The organism is Colwellia sp. MB02u-6, from assembly GCF_014077095.1.
Classification (GTDB): domain Bacteria; phylum Pseudomonadota; class Gammaproteobacteria; order Enterobacterales; family Alteromonadaceae; genus Cognaticolwellia.
The window spans coordinates 318,910-336,638 of record NZ_JACGVG010000038.1 but is presented as its reverse complement, the minus strand read 5'-3'; the positions used below and the strand labels follow the sequence as shown (position 1 = coordinate 336,638).

Genomic DNA, 17,729 nt, shown 5'->3' with positions numbered 1-17,729 from the left:
CTACATCTGCTGAAGTGTCATATTTTCTATCAAAACACGTGTTAAACACTTGTTGAAATAAGATATTTTCTGCCCAATGATGACAACTGGTTCTAAAAAAGACAATATTTATTGAGCGCTAAGGCCAACATATAGAATCAATCATGGTTAATAATCTGTGACTCTGAGATCGTTGTATAAGTCATAGGTTTATCAATCTGGTGAGCAATAAGGTTTTGTGGAATATGGGGTTGTAGCAAGTGTTCAAATTGCTCAACTTCATTAAATTGAGGATTTAGCCACCTATCTACTAATAGTGATTCTTGCGGTAGAATTAGCGGCATTGCTTTACTGTGAATTTTCATCAACTTTGGGTGTGGTGGCAGGGTGATAACCGAGCAGCTAAGTTTTATTTCACCTGTAGCTTTGTGCTTCCATTCACGACACAAACCCCCAAGTATTAATCCACCTGACTCTGCTGCCATATCGTAATAATGTATAGGTTTTTTATTCACAAATTCAGTTTCACCAAAACCTTTAACTGCAATAATACACCGTGAACTACGGTACGCTTGATAACCTGCACTTCTTGGAGTATTTAACTTATCATATCGTGTATTAAATGAAGTAAATTTAGACGGTTTAAAACCATTTACTGTTTGATCTAACAATAACCACCAAGTAGCATTTTCCACGCGCCGTTGTTCACCCACATTCCTGACAATGGAAATGGTATCCGCCGCTTTTACACAACGACTATCAATCGGGTTATCAATTACCTTGTTAATTTTTAAGCTGGTATAAAGTTTTTTAACTCCCGTATCAAATGTTGTATTAAACCGACCGCACATGTTTTTTATTCCTCATGAATTACAGGCTATCTTAGCCACGAATTTTAGCTATACTTCGCCAGTTAACGGTGAACTGCAAGTTTAAAAAGTAACGCTTCATTTACCATTTTTCCGTCTGCTCTTCAGCATTTAGCTTTAACATACCTTGACCATGGCAAGTATTAACTAGCTAACTGTAAAGAGCGTTTTTATTTGCAGGCAGAGAGTATTGAGTACCTACAAAACACTCAGTAACTTTGTTTTTTTCACTCTATTGAGTTGGCGCATATACATGTTAATCAGAATAAGTTTGATCATAAAAGAGTGCCATAATATAACAAGCATCCAATCTGTTGTCACAAAGTTAGGTGTCTCTGTTGATATCACAAAGACATCTGTAATGGTTTAATGAAATTGAAAGGATTTATAACTTAAAATAAGTTAAGGCTTAAAGGTATTCAAATGACCAGAAGAAATTAGTTACATTCCTAATCAAACGCTAGAATATTCAAAGTTAATGGTAGAAGAAAACTATACCAACAAAAAACATAAGATATCTCAGGTGCTTTTGCCTCAGCTATTGCTCGCTTGAAAAGGCAATACTTAGCTGAAGTATCGGGTCATACTCCTCAAGTTTTAATGTGATCACCGTTGACCAACAACGAATCAAATTATTATAGGAGCAATTAAAGAAATCATAAGAGAATAATGAAATATTAAAAAATCTGCAGCTTTCTCATACGCAACAATCCAAATTTGAATTAATCAAAAATATAAAGAAAACAGAGCCTCAATATAAAATCAATGAATTATGTCGAGTTTTTGATGTTAGTTTAAAGCAGTTATTATTACCGTCGAGTAACGGCTAATATAGCGACAACAAACGTAATGAACTTAATTAATAGTATCTCAATTGATTCTGAAAATACCGATTGAAAACGTCGTATTCATGCAGAACTAATTGAACTTAGTCATGTAATAGGTGTACATAAAACGCATACCTTAATGAAGAAACTAAATATAAAGGCCATAATACCTAAGGATCGGCACTACTATCCAAGTTCAAGTAATTAGCACAATAGATGGCTAATTTACTTAAACGTCACTTTAACCCTGACCCAATCAATACGCCTTGGTTGGTGACGTTACCTATTTAAAAACATATCAAGGCTGGAGTTATTTAACTTCTGTACTTGATTTAACGAGTAAGGAAGTCGTGAAGTACACACGAGCTCAAGCACTTGATGCAAACTTAGCAAACAGAGCCTTACGTGATGCAGTGAATAGACAACAACCCAATACGCATAAATTAATGTTTCACTCGGAGTAAGGCGTTCAATACTTAGCGAAAATATTCAGAGATAAATTATTATAATAAGACTAAGCCACATAAGTACAATGCAGGAATAAGCCCCAATGAGTCAGAGTTAAGTACTGGATAAACTACAAAACCATGACCATTTTACTTAACTACTTAAAGCTAAGCGAATTACTGCCAAAGTTGGTAAAAGTAGAACTTAAAGATTTTCATGCCATACTGACTGTTGGACTGGCTTGGAGTGTGTAACAGATTGTATAGGTAGTCCGGTTATTATAAGATGGACAATTGAGATCTATACATTTACCCTACATCCGTCTTGTTATTACAATATTAGATCAAATGAAATCAAAAGCTTATAAAACCGAGCGTTTATACTCGTTAGACTCCTTGCGCGCAATACTAATGCTATTAGGAGTAATATTTCATACAACCTTAACCTACCGGGCCTCTTTACATTCCATTAATATTGATGCATGGATGCAAGATCCCATTTCTACTCATATTTTAAATGATTATATTACAGATTTTGTTCATGCTTTTAGAATGCAACATTTCTATTTAATCGCTGGTTTTTTTGGTGCTATGCTTTTTTATAGCAAGGGCCCTTTGCAAAGTATTACCAATAGATTTTTAAGAGTTGGGTTACCTTTTGCCGTATTTATTGTAATACTTTCTCCTCTCTGTAATTTTGCTTTTGATTATAGTAGGCTAGTATTTAGTGGGGGCACCACTGCGTTTGCGTCTACCTTGTCTGATTTTTCTTTTCCAGGCGATTTAATCCCAGGAAGTACGAAACACTTGTGGTTTTTGTATTATTTAATTTTCTTCTCAGCCTTTTCGATATCTTTAGGCCTCGTTTTTAGAAAATTACCTTCTCTGTCAAATAGGATCTCTAATACTTTTAGCTGGCTAATACAGCAAACAAAATATCGGGTATTAATTTTAAGTGGAATAACATTTCTAATTTATTCTCTAATAGAACCTAAGGCAATAGAGAATTCGTTTTATAAATGGATTCCAGATATAAGTGTTTTTATTTTTTATTTATCTTTCTATTTAGTTGGTTGGTTGTTATTTAAATCAAAGCATCTGTTAAAGACAATGATGCAGTCAGATTGGCTTTGTTTGATGTTGGGACTTGTTTTATTTACGGTTCATTTTGTTATGAAGGAGTCAGTTAATGAAATGATTACACTGATGCTAATTATAAAATCGTTGACAACCTGGTTATTTATTTTTGGTATTACAGGTTTATTTATTCGTTATGGAAGCAATCAATCAGCAAGAATGAGGTACATATCAGATTCGTCTTATTGGGTCTATTTACTTCATTTACCCTTAACAGCTTTTTTACCAGGATTTATTGCCGATTGGCAATTACATGCGATATTAAAATTATTGATTGTTGTAGTTGGCACAATGGTTATTTGTTTAGCTACCTATCATTATTTGGTTAGAGGAACATTTATAGGTCAATTTTTGAATGGGAAAAAATATTCAAAAAAAACAGAAGGTCTATTTACAACAAAACCTATTGTGAATAACTCATAATAAATAATGACATCACGGCCAATAAATATAGTTGACCCGTGATGTCAAATGAGTGTCGCCCCTTCATGCTTATGTAGTGGTCAACTAAAACTGGAAATATTTTAAGGACTCTGTAATAAAAGCTGTGTAACTGCCTATCATTAATACCCATATAGGGTTTAAGATAGATAAACTTTGAATAAGAAAGTACTAGCAGCATTTGCTAAGTAAGTACCCAAAGGCATTAAGTCAGCGCAAGACTTAACCCATCAAAATAGCGGAAATGGTTACCCACTGGGATATCGACATTTTCATCAGAAAAAGTCCCTGAAAGGACAAAGTCCTCCTCGCCTAAAGGGTCATTATATCGAGCAAAATTTTCTCCCGTTTTATTTCTCCCACTTTATATTCAACCATAAAAAGAGCATAGCCAATCTCATGCTTTTTAAGCATTAATGGCTTGCACTATTACCAGATAAAGGGCTTGCTGAGCTTGTATTTCTTTATTGATAACAACACGCTTATTGAAATCCATATTTATCATGTTAATTCCACTTACCGCTGTTTATTTTCTGACGTTTGATTTAATTTTATTTATAAAATAGACCACTCAAAGCCTTATCTTTGACAAGCTTATTTTACGCTCTAGTCGTTGAATTTTATTACAAATAATTTCATTAATACTAAAATAGTGACTTAATAGTAATATTTCTGTTACATTATTGGTAATAGAAATATTAAATTTTTTAGCGACTATTGAACCGTCGATTTTTCACTGCTTATTTTACTGCTTATAGCGTTAGTTGTACTTTTTAGTTATTTGTACGATGTAGCACCTTTAACGTGCAATGATTATGTATAGCAAGGTAATATAATCTAGTAAAAATATCTAACAAACATAAGTTAAGCATAAGACTACAAGCTGTTGAGCGAAATAATGTTTGCCGTAACAAAAATGTGGTGAGTCTTGAAAAGTTAATCGCAAGAGCAACATTCCGAATTATCATTCACTTAGATGAGTATGTATTTCTTGATATTTTCCGAATTCAGCAAAAGAATTTCCACTGCTTTAATTGCTATCATTTTACTTGCTATTGTTGTCAGCTTTGCTGGCCTTATTCATAATATTGACCAAAAAAACATCAACGAATTAAATAGTGACTTTACTATTAATAGTAGCTATTACATTGATAAAAGTAACAATATTGACCTTAATAATATCTTAAGTAATACTGACTTTATCGCTAGTAAATTAAATAGTATTCCTTATGCATTAGCACAGCAAAGTTATTGGATAAAACTATCTCTGCATTATCCTATTGATAAAACATCGATAACTACTAGCGCGCAAAAAAGCTTTATTCAAGGTAGTGGCAACAAGCAACTAATATTGATGGCCGAACATAGTATGCTTGATACTTTTATCGTTTATCAACTCAATGCCTTAACTGCGCCAGAAAAAATTTACCATAAACGCGCCAACTCAAAAGAGTTAAGCCAAAATGTTTACCCTTATGCAAGACTAAAGCTGAATCAATTCGGCCATAGTGAATACCTGATAAAAGTGAAAAATTCTGGTCCTCCTAATATTCCTCTGCTGTTATTTACCCCGCAAGACTTCGAACAAAGAGTACTGCTATCTCAATTAATATATGGCGCATTTATCGGCATATTACTCATCATGGCAATATATAACTTAGTATTATTTTTTGCTGACAAAGATAAAGTGTATTTATTGTATATTGGTTACTTATTATCTGCTTTTGCATTACTGTCCTCATTAACAGGTTATGGATATTTTCTTTTCTCCGACCGGGTAATGCAGTTACTCAGTAAATATATTATCTTTACACATTTTTTACTGATTATTTTTTTACTGTTATTTACGCTTTATTTTTTACGTTATGACCGTCTAAAACATTGGGCTTACAAATATTCACTTGTATTTAGTATTGTTATAAGTTTATTAGGGCTATATTCTCTTTCGCTCAACGAATTAACACAAACTAAACTTTTTTTCTCTCTGCAGCCACTATTTTATATTGTCGTACTCTTCCTAATTCTTAACCGCCTGAAACGAGATTTTTTATGGGCACGTTTTTACTTTTTGTCCTGGTTGCCCTTATTAGGTGGCGCTATTATTCAACCTCTGGTGCTGCTTAATCAGCTTGAATATAGCTTTTTGACCGGTAATGCACTCCTATTTGCCATCATGATTGAAGTCACCTTTATGGCATTTGCTTTAGCTGAGCGTATTCGCCGCAATGAGCAAGAAAAACTAGCCATGGTTGCTTACCACCAAAGTAACCATTTACCGAGACAAACAAATTTAGACCATAAAATCAGTCAGCTAATAGCAGAAGGTAAGCAAGACTTTACCGTAATAGTGATCAAACCCGAGCAATTTCACCGTATCGAACTGTATATCAATGAACAAATACGCGTCCAATTCTTTCAACACTTAAATCTAAAATTATCTTCATTGTTCAGGTTCAATGATGCTGTACTTAACATCACTGAGCAATTTGAGAAACTCTGCTATCTCGAAAATAGCAGCTTAGCTATAGTCATTGACAATTCACTTAACGAGCAAGATATAGCACTATTTGTTAACTCAATTCAGCAAGCCGCTCGTGATGTTTTTTATATTAAAGATCTTAAACTGCCATTGTCCGCGTATATTGGTTTAGCGAACTTTTCTGCTCATGATAGCTCAAGTAAAAGTATGATCAATAACGCGTCAATTGCAGCAAATAAAGCTGAGTTAACGCAAAATAAATGGGCTTACTTCACGCAAAAAGATAACCAAAGTAGTCCTTCATCAATACAGTTGGCCATTGACCTGCAACAAGCAATAACAACGCAAGGGTTTGAGTTATTTCATCAACCGCAGATCGATTTAAAAACCAATAAAGTCTGTGGTAGTGAATGTTTAATTCGCTGGCACCATCCAACACTTGGTCATGTTTCACCTGATATTTTTATTCCCGTCGCAGAGGATTTTGGTTTAATACCTTCAATAACCTTATGGGTAGTAGAAACCGCCTTGAGTCAACAAGCAGCGCTAACCGAGCATACGGGTCTCAACCACATGGTGTCTATCAACATCAGTGGTAAAGACCTTATTCAAGCAAATTTTATTGATGATATTACCAAGATAATTAATCGCAGTGATATTAAAGCAGAAAAAATCATTTTCGAATTAACAGAATCTGTTTCTTTTGCACAAAATAACATCGCAATAGAAACCATAGAAAACCTTATTAAATTAGGTATTACTATCAGTCTTGACGACTTTGGTACTGGCTACGCTTCCATGTCGCAAATTAATCAGTTGCCGTTCCAAGAGTTAAAAGTAGACCGAGAATTTGTTGAAAATGTTTGTAGCAATAATAAACGTAAAGTTATTGCGGAAACGGCAGTGAAAATGGCAAAAGGGCTAGGCTTAGAAGTGGTCGCAGAAGGTATCAATAGCAGCTTAGATGAAGAAACTTTACGCAGTTTTGGTTGCGATATAGGCCAAGGTTATTACTATGCTAAACCTATGTCTTATGAGCAGTATCTAAGCTGGCTTAATCATTTGTCTAATGGCCAAATACCAGCGAGCTTAGAGGGCGAATATATACCCGCTTCTCTTAAATAGGAAAACTTTTGTAACTCCATAAAAGATTAGCTAAAAGGCATGGATGATGAAGCTAGTGCGAAGTAGGACTGAGCCGCTAAGAAAAGTTATTCTCGACGGCTGCACTCGGTGTTGGCTTAATTACCGACAGCGATATAGAAATATTGTTGAAATCCATAACGCAGGAAATAGTCTTTACCTATTTGCCCTTAGCGAGGTAAGTCAGTAGTTAAACAGATATATCCCATCAAAAAAAATTCAGATATTTTTTCGTTAAAACAATTGGTTTTCAAGTGTTTTACCATTAATAAGTTGAGTATAAGACCAATTATTACTTGCTAAAGCCGTTAATAACTCCATTTCAATGCTTAGCTTACCTTGCTCATTACTGACGGTAAGTAAGTATTCTTTATCTTGTGTCATAGTCACCTGGCTAACCCCCGGAATTTGTAAAATTACCGGCATAATTTCTGGATAAATCTGTTTCATTCTCAGCGTTAAAAATCCAGCACTGTCATTATTACCCAGCGTTTGATGGTGTTTTAACTGACCATTATCGAGATAAAGTACCTGATCACATAATCGCTCAAGTTCACTAAGATCATGAGAGCTTAAAATAAAGTTAACGTCGCTGGCATGCTCACTAACAATAGCGCGTATCTCTCTAGCATTAGCAGGGTCAAGCCCAGCGGTTGCTTCATCTAACATGACAATTTCCGGGCTGCCTAATAAGGCTTGCGCTATGGTTGCGCGTTTTCGCATACCGTGTGATAACTCACTGGGTAGGCTATTTAACGCATCCGACAAACCCACCATGTCTAAAACCCTAGCCGTATCTTTTTGAGCAAACTTGTTGCTCATACCTTGTAAACGAGCATAAAAGTTTAATTGCATAGCAATCGAAAATCTAGGGTCTAATTGCGCGTCTTGGGGCAAGGCCGACAAACGCCCAAACAGCGCGGAATCTCCAGGGGTATGTCCCAATATACTAATTTTTCCTGATGAAGGCTGAATATAGCCACATAACAAGCTGAACAAAGTGGTTTTACCTGCACCATTAGGACCTACTAAAGCAACTGGCGCACCTTTTTCTAAGGAAAACTCGACCTTGTTTAGGGCAGTTTTATCTCCATATCGTTTCGTTACTTGTTGAACATCGATAATTAAACTCATAGTGACGCCCTCTTCATCAGCCAATGACTGGTAATCAGTAACAATGCGGTTTGTATTAAAGGTAATAAATATTGGCTAGTGGCCGTACCGTTTTGCGATAAAATACTGCTTATTTGCTCACCTGGAAATAGCCAGTTTAGATAAAAAACTTGACCAAATTGATATTGAATAAAAGCAAGCACCAACGGACCTAAGGCAAAAAATAATGTGGCAGCAACTATCGCAAGTCGCGCTGAATTAACCAAGGTATTAAGTAATGACATTAAGGCAATAAAAGGCATAACAACGATTAATAATTCTACAGATAATTTAGCACCTATCTTTAGGCTGGCCAATAAAAGTGTTACATCTCGCATACTGGCTAGTAAGGTTGTCGCTATTGAGGTCAGCAATATTAATATCGCTATAATAAGCAGCTGACCTAGATAACGCCCTAATACTAACTCGGCTCGGGTTGTTCTTAGGGTGATAAACCTTAATGTGCCACGATGCTTATCTGAACAAAACTGATCGCTGCAGACCAATAAAGCAAAGCTTGGGAAAAAATATACCGCCACCAACCAATAAATAGCGTACTCCGCGACCGGCCAATCTAACAACGCCGTTAGCCCCAGAGCACCAAACAGTTGCGACGCCATACTTTCAAATGAAGGCGAAGTAATCATTGAAGACGCTGAGCCAACAAAATAATACAAGATAATAAACCAGATTGTGGCAAAGGCTGATAACGCCAATAAACCGCGCTTAGTGGTAAACAAACGTAAAACTTCAAAAGTAACTAAGCACCAAATTCTCAACCAACTTATCTTCACATCACACCATAATAACTGTTATTTTTTAATAGATTAAAGTTAAAAGCAGTGAAATGCGAGTCATTAGTATAAATACCTTAAAATATTGTCAGATTTTTTTAAAGTTCAAAAAAATAAACATAACTGGCTGTAAATAAATAATAAAGTATATCAGCCTATTTCTTGGCTACCGTGTTATATATGTCGAAAATATTAATATAACGCCGTGCGCGATTTAAACACATATCATATGCTTAAGTGATAAGAAGTGATCAATAATCGTTAGATCATAAACTATTCCCTCTATTTGCGACAGAACCCTTAAACCTTCTTGGGTTAAGTAACTCAAAGCCAATAATTTTTTTGCCCATAATACTTGAGTAAACTAGTCGGGTATTGTACGATTTAATACTTGAGTAAATTACTCAGGTATTATGGATTATTTTAAATATCAAGCTGTTGTCTACAGCATTCGTGGTTTGCAATAATTTAAATAGCCACTGTGGCATCTAATTATTGAAATCAGGGCAACAAAGTGCGGGAGAAACTAAAGTGTAAATGAGCAAGTCGAACAGGTATTACCCCGCAAATACGATGCCTGTTTTGTCTCCGATATCGCATCTAAAACCGTTCCCAATGGCTTTTACTAAGATGTTATAGGCCGCATATCTGACATGAAAGGGGAACCAGAATATATGTCTTCGCTCTAGTAGAAATAGGATGCAGAGGCCTTCTTCTCACTGAAAATTATACGGTTATTTAAGGATTTAATATGAACACTATTGTACAAGAAGTAACGGATCGAATTATTGCACGCAGTAAAGTATCCAGAGCCGCTTATTTGGCTAAAATTGAACGAGCACGCAGGCAAGGCCCCCAAAGAGGCTCGCTTTCTTGCGGCAATATGGCGCATGGCTTTGCGGCCTGTGGCAAAGAGGACAAAGTCGGTCTGCGCAACATGGTCAAAGCTAACATTGCCATTATATCGTCATACAACGATATGCTTAGTGCCCATCAACCCTATGAAGACTACCCACAGAAGCTAAAGAAAGCGATTTCTGAAGTGGGTAGTGTGGCGCAATTTGCTGGCGGTGTTCCTGCTATGTGTGATGGGGTAACTCAGGGTAATCCAGGCATGGAATTAAGCTTAATGAGCCGCGATAACATAGCAATGGCAGCAACCATTGGCCTGTCGCATAATATGTTCGACGGCGCCTTAATGATGGGTATTTGCGATAAAATCGTACCAGGCTTGTTATTAGCGGCCTTGAGTTTTGGCCATTTACCCACGGTTTTTGTGCCAGCGGGCCCAATGCCATCTGGCTTGCCGAATAAAGAAAAGGCACGTATTAGGCAAGAGTTTGCCGAAGGTAAAGTGGGCCGCGAAGAGCTGCTCGACGCTGAATCAGAGTCATACCATTCTGCTGGCACTTGCACCTTTTATGGCACGGCGAATAGTAATCAGCTTGTGGTTGAAGTAATGGGGCTTCATTTACCCGGGTCCTCTTTTGTGAATCCGGGAACCGAATTAAGAGAGGAATTAACTAATGCCGCCGCAAGACAAGTAACGCGAATAACCGATTTGGGCGACAATTACATGCCGATTGGCCATATAGTAGATGCGAAAGCTATGGTTAATGGTCTTATAGGTTTGTTAGCCACGGGTGGATCAACAAATCATACTATGCACTTAGTAGCCGTTGCGCGCGCCGCGGGCTTCATTGTAAATTGGGACGATTTTGCTGATTTATCGAGGGCAACGCCGTTAATGACCCGCATATATCCAAACGGTTCAGCTGATATAAATCACTTTACTGCTGCAGGTGGTACGTCGCTATTGATTAAGCTATTACTAGATAAAGGCTTGTTACATAACGACGTTAACACCATATGTGGCTTTGGCCTTGAGCGATATACGCAAGAGCCGCGCATAATAGATGGTGAACTTACTTGGGTTGAAGGTGCTACTGAGTCGTTCGATAAAGAAGTCATTGCCGATAGTAACCAGCCGTTTCAAGAAAATGCTGGTTTGTCAGTGTTGTCGGGTAACTTGGGTCGAGCGATAATGAAGACGTCGGCGCTCAGTCAACCCTATTGTAAAATGAAAGCGCCTGCGGTTGTGTTTGAAGACCAATATTCTTTTGATGCCGCGTTTGAAGCTGGCGAGCTCAGCAAAGATTGTATTGTTGTCGTTCGTTTCCAAGGGCCGGCTGCGCTTGGAATGCCTGAGTTACATCGATTGACACCTCCTTTAGGTGTTCTACAAGACAAGGGTTTTAAGGTGGCTTTGGTTACCGATGGGAGAATGTCGGGAGCGTCAGGCAGGGTGCCAGCGGCTATTCACGTAACACCCGAAGCCTTTACAGGCGGTGTTATTGGTAAAATACATAACGGCGATATCGTTGAAATTGATACTATTACTGGTGAGCTTATCTTGCATGTTAGTGAGGCTGAATTAGCAAAGCGTACACAAGCTAAAATAGACTTAACGCTAAGCCATCAAGGCATGGGTCGAGAGTTCTTTGCCGGTATGCGCTCCACGTTGACCGGGGCAGAAGAAGGCGCTTGTTCTTTATTTGTTGAGCTAGATCGTCTTGATTCAGTATCACTTTGATATCCAGTAACCTTGGTCCTTTTGCTTTATCTGTATCGCCATTATTGATTTTAATTAGTGTCTCTATTGGCTTGTTAGTATCGCTTCATAGGTTGGATCTTAAGAAATAAAAAAATTGAAAACATGCTCTAAATTTGATCTGATAGTAATCACCAAACCACTACCTATCCCAAAAATAGAGCATGAATAAACATAATACTGAGTTAAACAAAATAACAAAAGTGCTTAATGATTTTAATATTACGAAATAGGAAAATCCAGCCAATTTTGTAGTCGTAACGAATAATAAAACCCTTTGAACTCGTGATGTCGTTAACAACCGCTTTAGGTGATAAATCAGTAAATACTATCGCTGATTTGCATCGTTATTTTGTGAAGTTAACGGACACTGATGTCCAGTATAAGCCTTTTCACAATCAACTGAGCAAACCAGAGTTTGCTCAGTTGATGAAATAATTGGTTGATGTGGCGTTAAGTGAATGTCAGCAACAGATACTTGGCACAGATATAAGACTTGGTGATTTTAAGCGAATAGTATTACAAGACGGCAGCTCATTTGCAGTATATGATAGTTTAAAAGACACCTTCAAAGGTCGCTTTACTAAAATAAGTCCTGCGGCAATAGAGGCTCATGTGAGTTGAGATGTGCTTAAAGGTTATCCCAAAAACGTTTCAGTGAGTCCAGATAGTCAAGCTGAATATGACTTTTTACCTGATGCAAAATCGTTAATTGATACCTTCTTTTTAGCGGCTAGAGGATATTTAAAGTTATCGTATCTTGAGTCTATTAATACCGCTGGAGGTTTTTATGTTGTGTGGGCTAAAACGACCGTTAACCCAGTAGTGACTGCTGCTGATAATCGGCAGGGTAAATTATTAAAGCGATTTACGTACAAAAAATAAAAAATGATAAATATCTCGGCCGCAAGCGACCGAGTTTTAAAACAATTCCAGCTGATCTGAGTTGATTTCTTTACGATCTAATTCAATCAGTTGGTTTTGAACATATTTCCTAATGACTTCTTCAGTGGCATTTCCAATAGTTTCAACAAAGAAACTTTGAGTCCACAATTTACCTCCCCAGAAGTATTTCTTTTTAATTTCAGGATATATCCTGAAAAATTCACGTGCTGTAATACTTTTAATTATTGGCATTACATCACTTGGTGATTGCTTAGGTATTCCCCTAATCACCATATGAATATAATCTTCTGGTATTCCTAATTACACTATATCGATATCGTAATCATATCCAATTTTCTGAATTATAGCTTTCATCGTAGAACGATAAGGCTCATTGAATACTTTGTGACGATATTTAGGTATCCAAACAAAATGATACATTAATCGATAAACATGATGTGTATTTCTATTAGCCGCTAAGCCACTCTACGAAAAACTGGTCAGCGTTAAATCGCTAAAAAACCAGGCAGTGATATTAAATAATTTAGCGAGTATTTTACAATTTGAAGATTTGGAATCAGCCATACTTTACGCAAAGAAAACTGTTGAGATTAACTCGACGCTAGCCTAATTTTCAGACACTTATGCTTGGATCATCGCTCAACAAGGCGATTATGACTTAGCCTTAAACCTATTACGAAATGCTTATGCTATGGACTCAAACAACCCAAGTATTACTTATCATTTAGCCTTCATACTGACCAAGCTTGAACGTAACAAAGAAGCATTAACCGTACTTAGAAAAAGCTTAGATAACACATCAATATTTAGTGAAAGAGTATAAGCTGAAAAATTTTCCAACGTTTAACTCAAGCCACAAGTCAATCGTAAGCATAAATTAAAAGCACAAAATTCGGCGTAATAGCCGAATTTTTAACACACAAGTACGAGAGATTTCGCTCTGTTGTAGCCGCTGTTGTCATATCAGTTTAAGCTGCTCTTTCCTTATACTGGCGTTGTATAAAAAAAATTAACCATAGGCTGACTATGGCATTTCTTGCTATCCCTTTATGCTTGATGATGTTTTTAAAAAACTCTACTTTTTTAAAAACACTCAAGTTAGACTCATTTGATTAATTAAACTACCTATTAAGTAAATAACCTAAATAACAAATTTCATACGTGGTTTAGCCCCGTTTGAAGTGTCTATTTGTGGCGTACAAAACAAAAGCCGTGCTGAAGAAACTTTTAATTGCTCAACCATATGCGCTTTAAATATTTCCACACGTTGTTGCGATAGTAGATTTAAGCGCGCTATGTTTTCTGGCTGATGCGCTTGTGAAGCATCAGTCAATGTAATATCACTCGGGGTTGCTACAGCACAAAGCTTAACATTAATCTTGTTTCTATCGGCAAGCATCACAGACATTTGGCGACTAAATTCCAGTTGTTCCGTATTCAATTCAGTTGCGCTGGCCGGATAAATTAAGTCATTGATTCTGAGTTTAAGAGCAAATTCACCCGCTGCCATCGCCACTTTCATCACACTGGCATAAGGGACAAACGTGGTAATCAAATAATCTTTTGCCGCTGACATCGTCGCCTGTTTAACCAGTAAGGTTAACAAACCTGACAAGCCAAATGAAGGTGAGCTCATATCGCCAGTGAGTGGTAACGACAAGGCTACATTACCATCAGAATCTTTTAACATACCCAAAGCAACATTAAAGGGCACACTAAATTGTTCTTTTATCACACCTCTTTCATGATCATCCGCTGAAGTGAACTCTATACCTCGAAGTAATAAATCAATATCGCCATTGAGTTTCTTACCCGTCAAGGCGGCTTTAAGCGCTATATCGAGTTGGCCACTTTCAATCTCGTATTGTAAAGCCTCTTTAATATAGCTAGAAATACCCGGTAAACTCACCTCTTTAACCACAGCATCTAGCGTGAACTTCTGCTGGGGAGCAAAGGGTAAGCCTCGCCCTTTTAGGTCAAAACTAGCATATTTATCGCTTTTTCCTTGTATATTAAGCACAACTTCCTGCTCAGGCTTGCCACTATCAACATCTAACAAAAGCAAATGAGTAATATTTACGTTGCGCTCATAGTAGGGTGTAACACTCGTATCTTTAAAGTCTATCTGTGCGCCATCGAGTAAGCTAAACTGCCCTAACCTGAATATAGGCTTAACAGGTTTATTCGTCTCATCAACTACTAGCGCTTGTGTAACAAGCTCATTATCAGCCATTTTACTTTCTTGTTCAGTGCCAGGTATTTTTTTATCCTTGTTATTAGCAAGCGCAACTAGTGTGGCCAATTGCTTTTCTTTATCTAATAAAACATTAGCCACAAGTCCGGATAACGTCATGTTATTAACGGCGATAAGCTCAGGCGTATACGCGATATTATTTACCAACAAACTATTAAAGGCAGCTAATGCTGGCATATTTTTTTGGATGTTTTTTGAAAACTCACTGCTAGCTACTTGCACATTTTCAATCGTTACTTTAGCCCTGTTTTGCTGGTATTGAAGGGCAATAGTATTGGCTGATAACTTTGATATTTCAGCTAAGAGTGTATTACTCTCTTTCGATTTTGCCGCAAGCCCTTCAATAACATAATTCAACATGACATCAAGATTGATGGGTTTATTTGGCTGTAATAATACCGCTAAATCTTGCACCTGAATTTCTTGACGCTTAATAGCTATAGCAATATTATTTTGCTCTACATGCAGGTCATCAATTGAGGCTATTAGGTCACGGGTATGGACTGATGTTTGCTCATTGCTGATAACAATATCCATTTTACTGGTATAACTTACTTTGCCATCTAATGCTGATATGGAACTAGGCAAAAAAGTTTTTACTGAACTTAAGGCAATATTTTTCGCATTCAAATCCAGACTAATTTGACCTTGTTGTTTAAACAAACGACCATCTAACACCACTTCTATTAGTGCGCCATTTAAATGGCTGACTAAATTTAATTTAATCGCTTGTTCATTTTGTGCAAGTAAAATGTTCTGTAAAGAAAAAGAATCTAATTGAATGTTATGTGTTTGTGAAAAATGCACTAATTCGATGTGAGCATCGGTCAAAGTAAATTCAGGGATAATAACTTGATAAGGAAAGTCAGTGCTTGCTTGCTCTGTTTCTACTGCTGTTGCTAACGGTGGTGAGTTTTCGCTACCTAATTCAATGCCAGCAACATTGAGTGACGACTCATTGACCGTAATAGGAATAAATAGGCCATTGACAGCAAATTCGGCAACATAAATTTTATTAAACAACAACTGATGTAAATGTAGTTCTGCGTTCAGACTTTGCAGTTTAAGTGCGCTGCTTTGCTGATTAGTTTTCACTTCTAAATGACTAATCGTTAAATGGGCTGTAAATGGGTTATAGCGAATACTAGATGCAGAAGTGAGCAATAAAGGCTTTGGTAATCCATAAGTATTGAGAGCATAACGTATTATAATCGGTGAGAGTAACCAAATGAGACCATAAAGGAGAATAAAGGTAATAACTAAAATCTGACTAAGGCGTTTAAAATAACGACCCATGTTGGATTCCTATACGTTGAAGAAATAACACAGAGTCATACACAAAGTGGTTTGCTTATGCTCATGTTTTACATGATTAATTATATATAATAAAAAGATAAAACCGACTGCCGCAATGTGAGTAGCATGGTCTGTAAAATAAAAAGCTTAACAAGCTATTCTGCTTTTAACAAATTGATAAATTGTTGTGATTGCGCTATCGCTTTACTCATTTGTGATACTAAAAATTCAACATCACGTTTAATAGTTTTATATTCGCCTTGTAAAGCGCCAATAGCCTGTGCATTTAAATTATGCTTGAGATATAAACTATTATCTTTTAAGGCTGATAACACAGGTGCCATTCCGTCTTTAGCTCGGTACATCGACTTAATCAGACTTTGGTAATTACGCTCGGTTTTTCTCAGTTTTTGCTGACTTTTTTGCTTCAAGCTATTACTTGAATATTGCTGAATTTCTTCATTCCATTCAGCAAACAGGGCATCGGCAACACTTTCAATAGCCTCAATACGAGAAACCACTTCTTCAGCCGAAGCTTTACTGGCTTGATATTGGTCATTGACCAATTCATATTGCGTGGTCAAATCACCACCGTCATAATTGATCAATTCAGACAGCTGCTCTAATGCAGATTGGAACTGCTGCTGAGCATCTTCTTGAGCGCCTTGGGCGTTTTCAACACGATCGAGCATAATATCGCGCTTATGCACACCCACTTTTTCCATGGCAGAATAATAAGCCGATTGACAGCCAACAAGTAACACTAGGGCAATAACAACCAAGTATAATCTTGATACTGCGCAATTTTGCATTTTTAATGCTGTCAAAATCGGTTACCGCTGGAGAATTTTGCAGCGTCAATAATTGCCCACAAGTGCGTAATAAGTGCGAAGGCAATCGGAAAGATTAACCATGAAAGTCCCCAGAAAATACTGGCGAAAACAAAAAACAAAATAGCAGGCAATAAACGCCCTTGCACCAATTGGCCTAAACCTGGAATAAAAAAACTGCATATCGCTGCTAAAACATTACCGCCAGAACCTTGTTGTGCCATAAAAACCTCTTAAATGTAGAATATTTATCACTGAAATACCGTGTTATTGTCAAAAGTATAGCATTACCTTAATGTCTAAGCTGCTGTTATTAAGTTGACATAATGTAAATAAATAAGACCGAACGTTTAGCCAAAACAGCGAATATTTTAGGACAACGTCCAATTGTTATTGATAGTTTATTTTAAATCAAAGTAATAGCATAAAAACATAAAGCTATTTTAATAATACCGGCGTCAAAGGTTAGAACCACTATCAATATGTGAGACTTACCTTAAGCATAAAAAAACCAATCGTGTACACGATTGGCTTTAAATGAATAACTCTTTAGCTGATATAAAGC

General features: G+C 36.8%; 11 protein-coding genes and 2 pseudogenes. 6 read left to right on the top strand and 7 right to left on the bottom strand.

The genetic code is table 11. The annotated features are described in order from the left end of the window. Positions 1–137: 137 nt before the first annotated feature. The gene (locus H4J46_RS16365) at positions 138–830 is read right to left on the bottom strand and encodes an SOS response-associated peptidase family protein (RefSeq protein WP_182234687.1); all 693 of its coding nucleotides are present in this window, start codon (positions 828–830) and stop codon (positions 138–140) included. Between the two features lie 1,111 nt (positions 831–1,941). Here H4J46_RS16365 and H4J46_RS17730 point away from each other — a divergent pair. From H4J46_RS17730 to H4J46_RS16355, 3 genes are all read left to right on the top strand, one after another. Continuing rightward, positions 1,942–2,139 carry a DDE-type integrase/transposase/recombinase gene (locus H4J46_RS17730; protein ID WP_404851806.1) on the top strand — a complete coding sequence of 66 codons (198 nt, stop codon included), beginning with the start codon at positions 1,942–1,944 and terminating at the stop codon, positions 2,137–2,139. A 330-nt stretch (positions 2,140–2,469) separates the two neighbouring features. Beyond that, complete coding sequence (locus tag H4J46_RS16360; RefSeq protein WP_182234685.1) at positions 2,470–3,681, top strand: acyltransferase family protein; 1,212 nt, start codon at positions 2,470–2,472, stop codon at positions 3,679–3,681. Between the two features lie 1,009 nt (positions 3,682–4,690). Then, the gene (locus tag H4J46_RS16355) at positions 4,691–7,303 is read left to right on the top strand and encodes an EAL domain-containing protein (protein WP_182234683.1); all 2,613 of its coding nucleotides are present in this window, start codon (positions 4,691–4,693) and stop codon (positions 7,301–7,303) included. 252 nt (positions 7,304–7,555) lie between these two features. Here the strand turns inward: H4J46_RS16355 and H4J46_RS16350 are convergent, their stop codons facing one another. Together H4J46_RS16350 and H4J46_RS16345 are read right to left on the bottom strand one after the other, a co-directional pair. Beyond that, positions 7,556–8,455: an ABC transporter ATP-binding protein gene (locus H4J46_RS16350; protein WP_182234681.1), complete on the bottom strand. Its 900-nt coding sequence runs from the start codon at positions 8,453–8,455 to the stop codon at positions 7,556–7,558. Further along, on the bottom strand, positions 8,452–9,267 hold the full coding sequence (locus H4J46_RS16345) for a hypothetical protein (protein WP_182234679.1): 816 nt from the start codon (positions 9,265–9,267) through the stop codon (positions 8,452–8,454). Before H4J46_RS16345 ends, H4J46_RS16350 begins: the two co-directional genes overlap by 4 nt. Positions 9,268–10,018: 751 nt before the next feature. Here H4J46_RS16345 and edd point away from each other — a divergent pair. Beyond that, entirely contained in the window at positions 10,019–11,860 is a 1,842-nt protein-coding gene (gene edd, locus H4J46_RS16340; protein ID WP_182234677.1) for a phosphogluconate dehydratase, read from the top strand. Between the two features lie 182 nt (positions 11,861–12,042). Next, a pseudogene (locus H4J46_RS16335) lies at positions 12,043–12,748 on the top strand (IS4 family transposase); the annotation flags it as partial. Positions 12,749–12,799: 51 nt separating this feature from the next. On the opposite strand, the pseudogene tnpA reads toward H4J46_RS16335, so the two are convergent. Beyond that, positions 12,800–13,204, bottom strand: a pseudogene (tnpA, locus tag H4J46_RS17430) (IS200/IS605 family transposase). Between the two features lie 211 nt (positions 13,205–13,415). Here tnpA and H4J46_RS17725 point away from each other — a divergent pair. After that, positions 13,416–13,607, top strand: coding sequence for a tetratricopeptide repeat protein (locus H4J46_RS17725; protein ID WP_182234886.1), 192 nt, complete (start codon positions 13,416–13,418; stop codon positions 13,605–13,607). Between the two features lie 318 nt (positions 13,608–13,925). Here the strand turns inward: H4J46_RS17725 and H4J46_RS16320 are convergent, their stop codons facing one another. The 3 genes from H4J46_RS16320 to H4J46_RS16310 all read right to left on the bottom strand — a co-directional run bounded on the left by H4J46_RS16320 (position 13,926) and on the right by H4J46_RS16310 (position 17,388). Beyond that, the gene (locus H4J46_RS16320; RefSeq protein WP_182234675.1) at positions 13,926–16,334 is read right to left on the bottom strand and encodes a DUF748 domain-containing protein; all 2,409 of its coding nucleotides are present in this window, start codon (positions 16,332–16,334) and stop codon (positions 13,926–13,928) included. Positions 16,335–16,489: 155 nt separating this feature from the next. Further along, the gene (locus tag H4J46_RS16315; protein WP_182234673.1) at positions 16,490–17,146 is read right to left on the bottom strand and encodes a DUF2959 domain-containing protein; all 657 of its coding nucleotides are present in this window, start codon (positions 17,144–17,146) and stop codon (positions 16,490–16,492) included. An 11-nt stretch (positions 17,147–17,157) separates the two neighbouring features. Then, complete coding sequence (locus tag H4J46_RS16310; RefSeq protein ID WP_146879940.1) at positions 17,158–17,388, bottom strand: hypothetical protein; 231 nt, start codon at positions 17,386–17,388, stop codon at positions 17,158–17,160. Between the last annotated feature and the right edge of the window lie 341 nt (positions 17,389–17,729).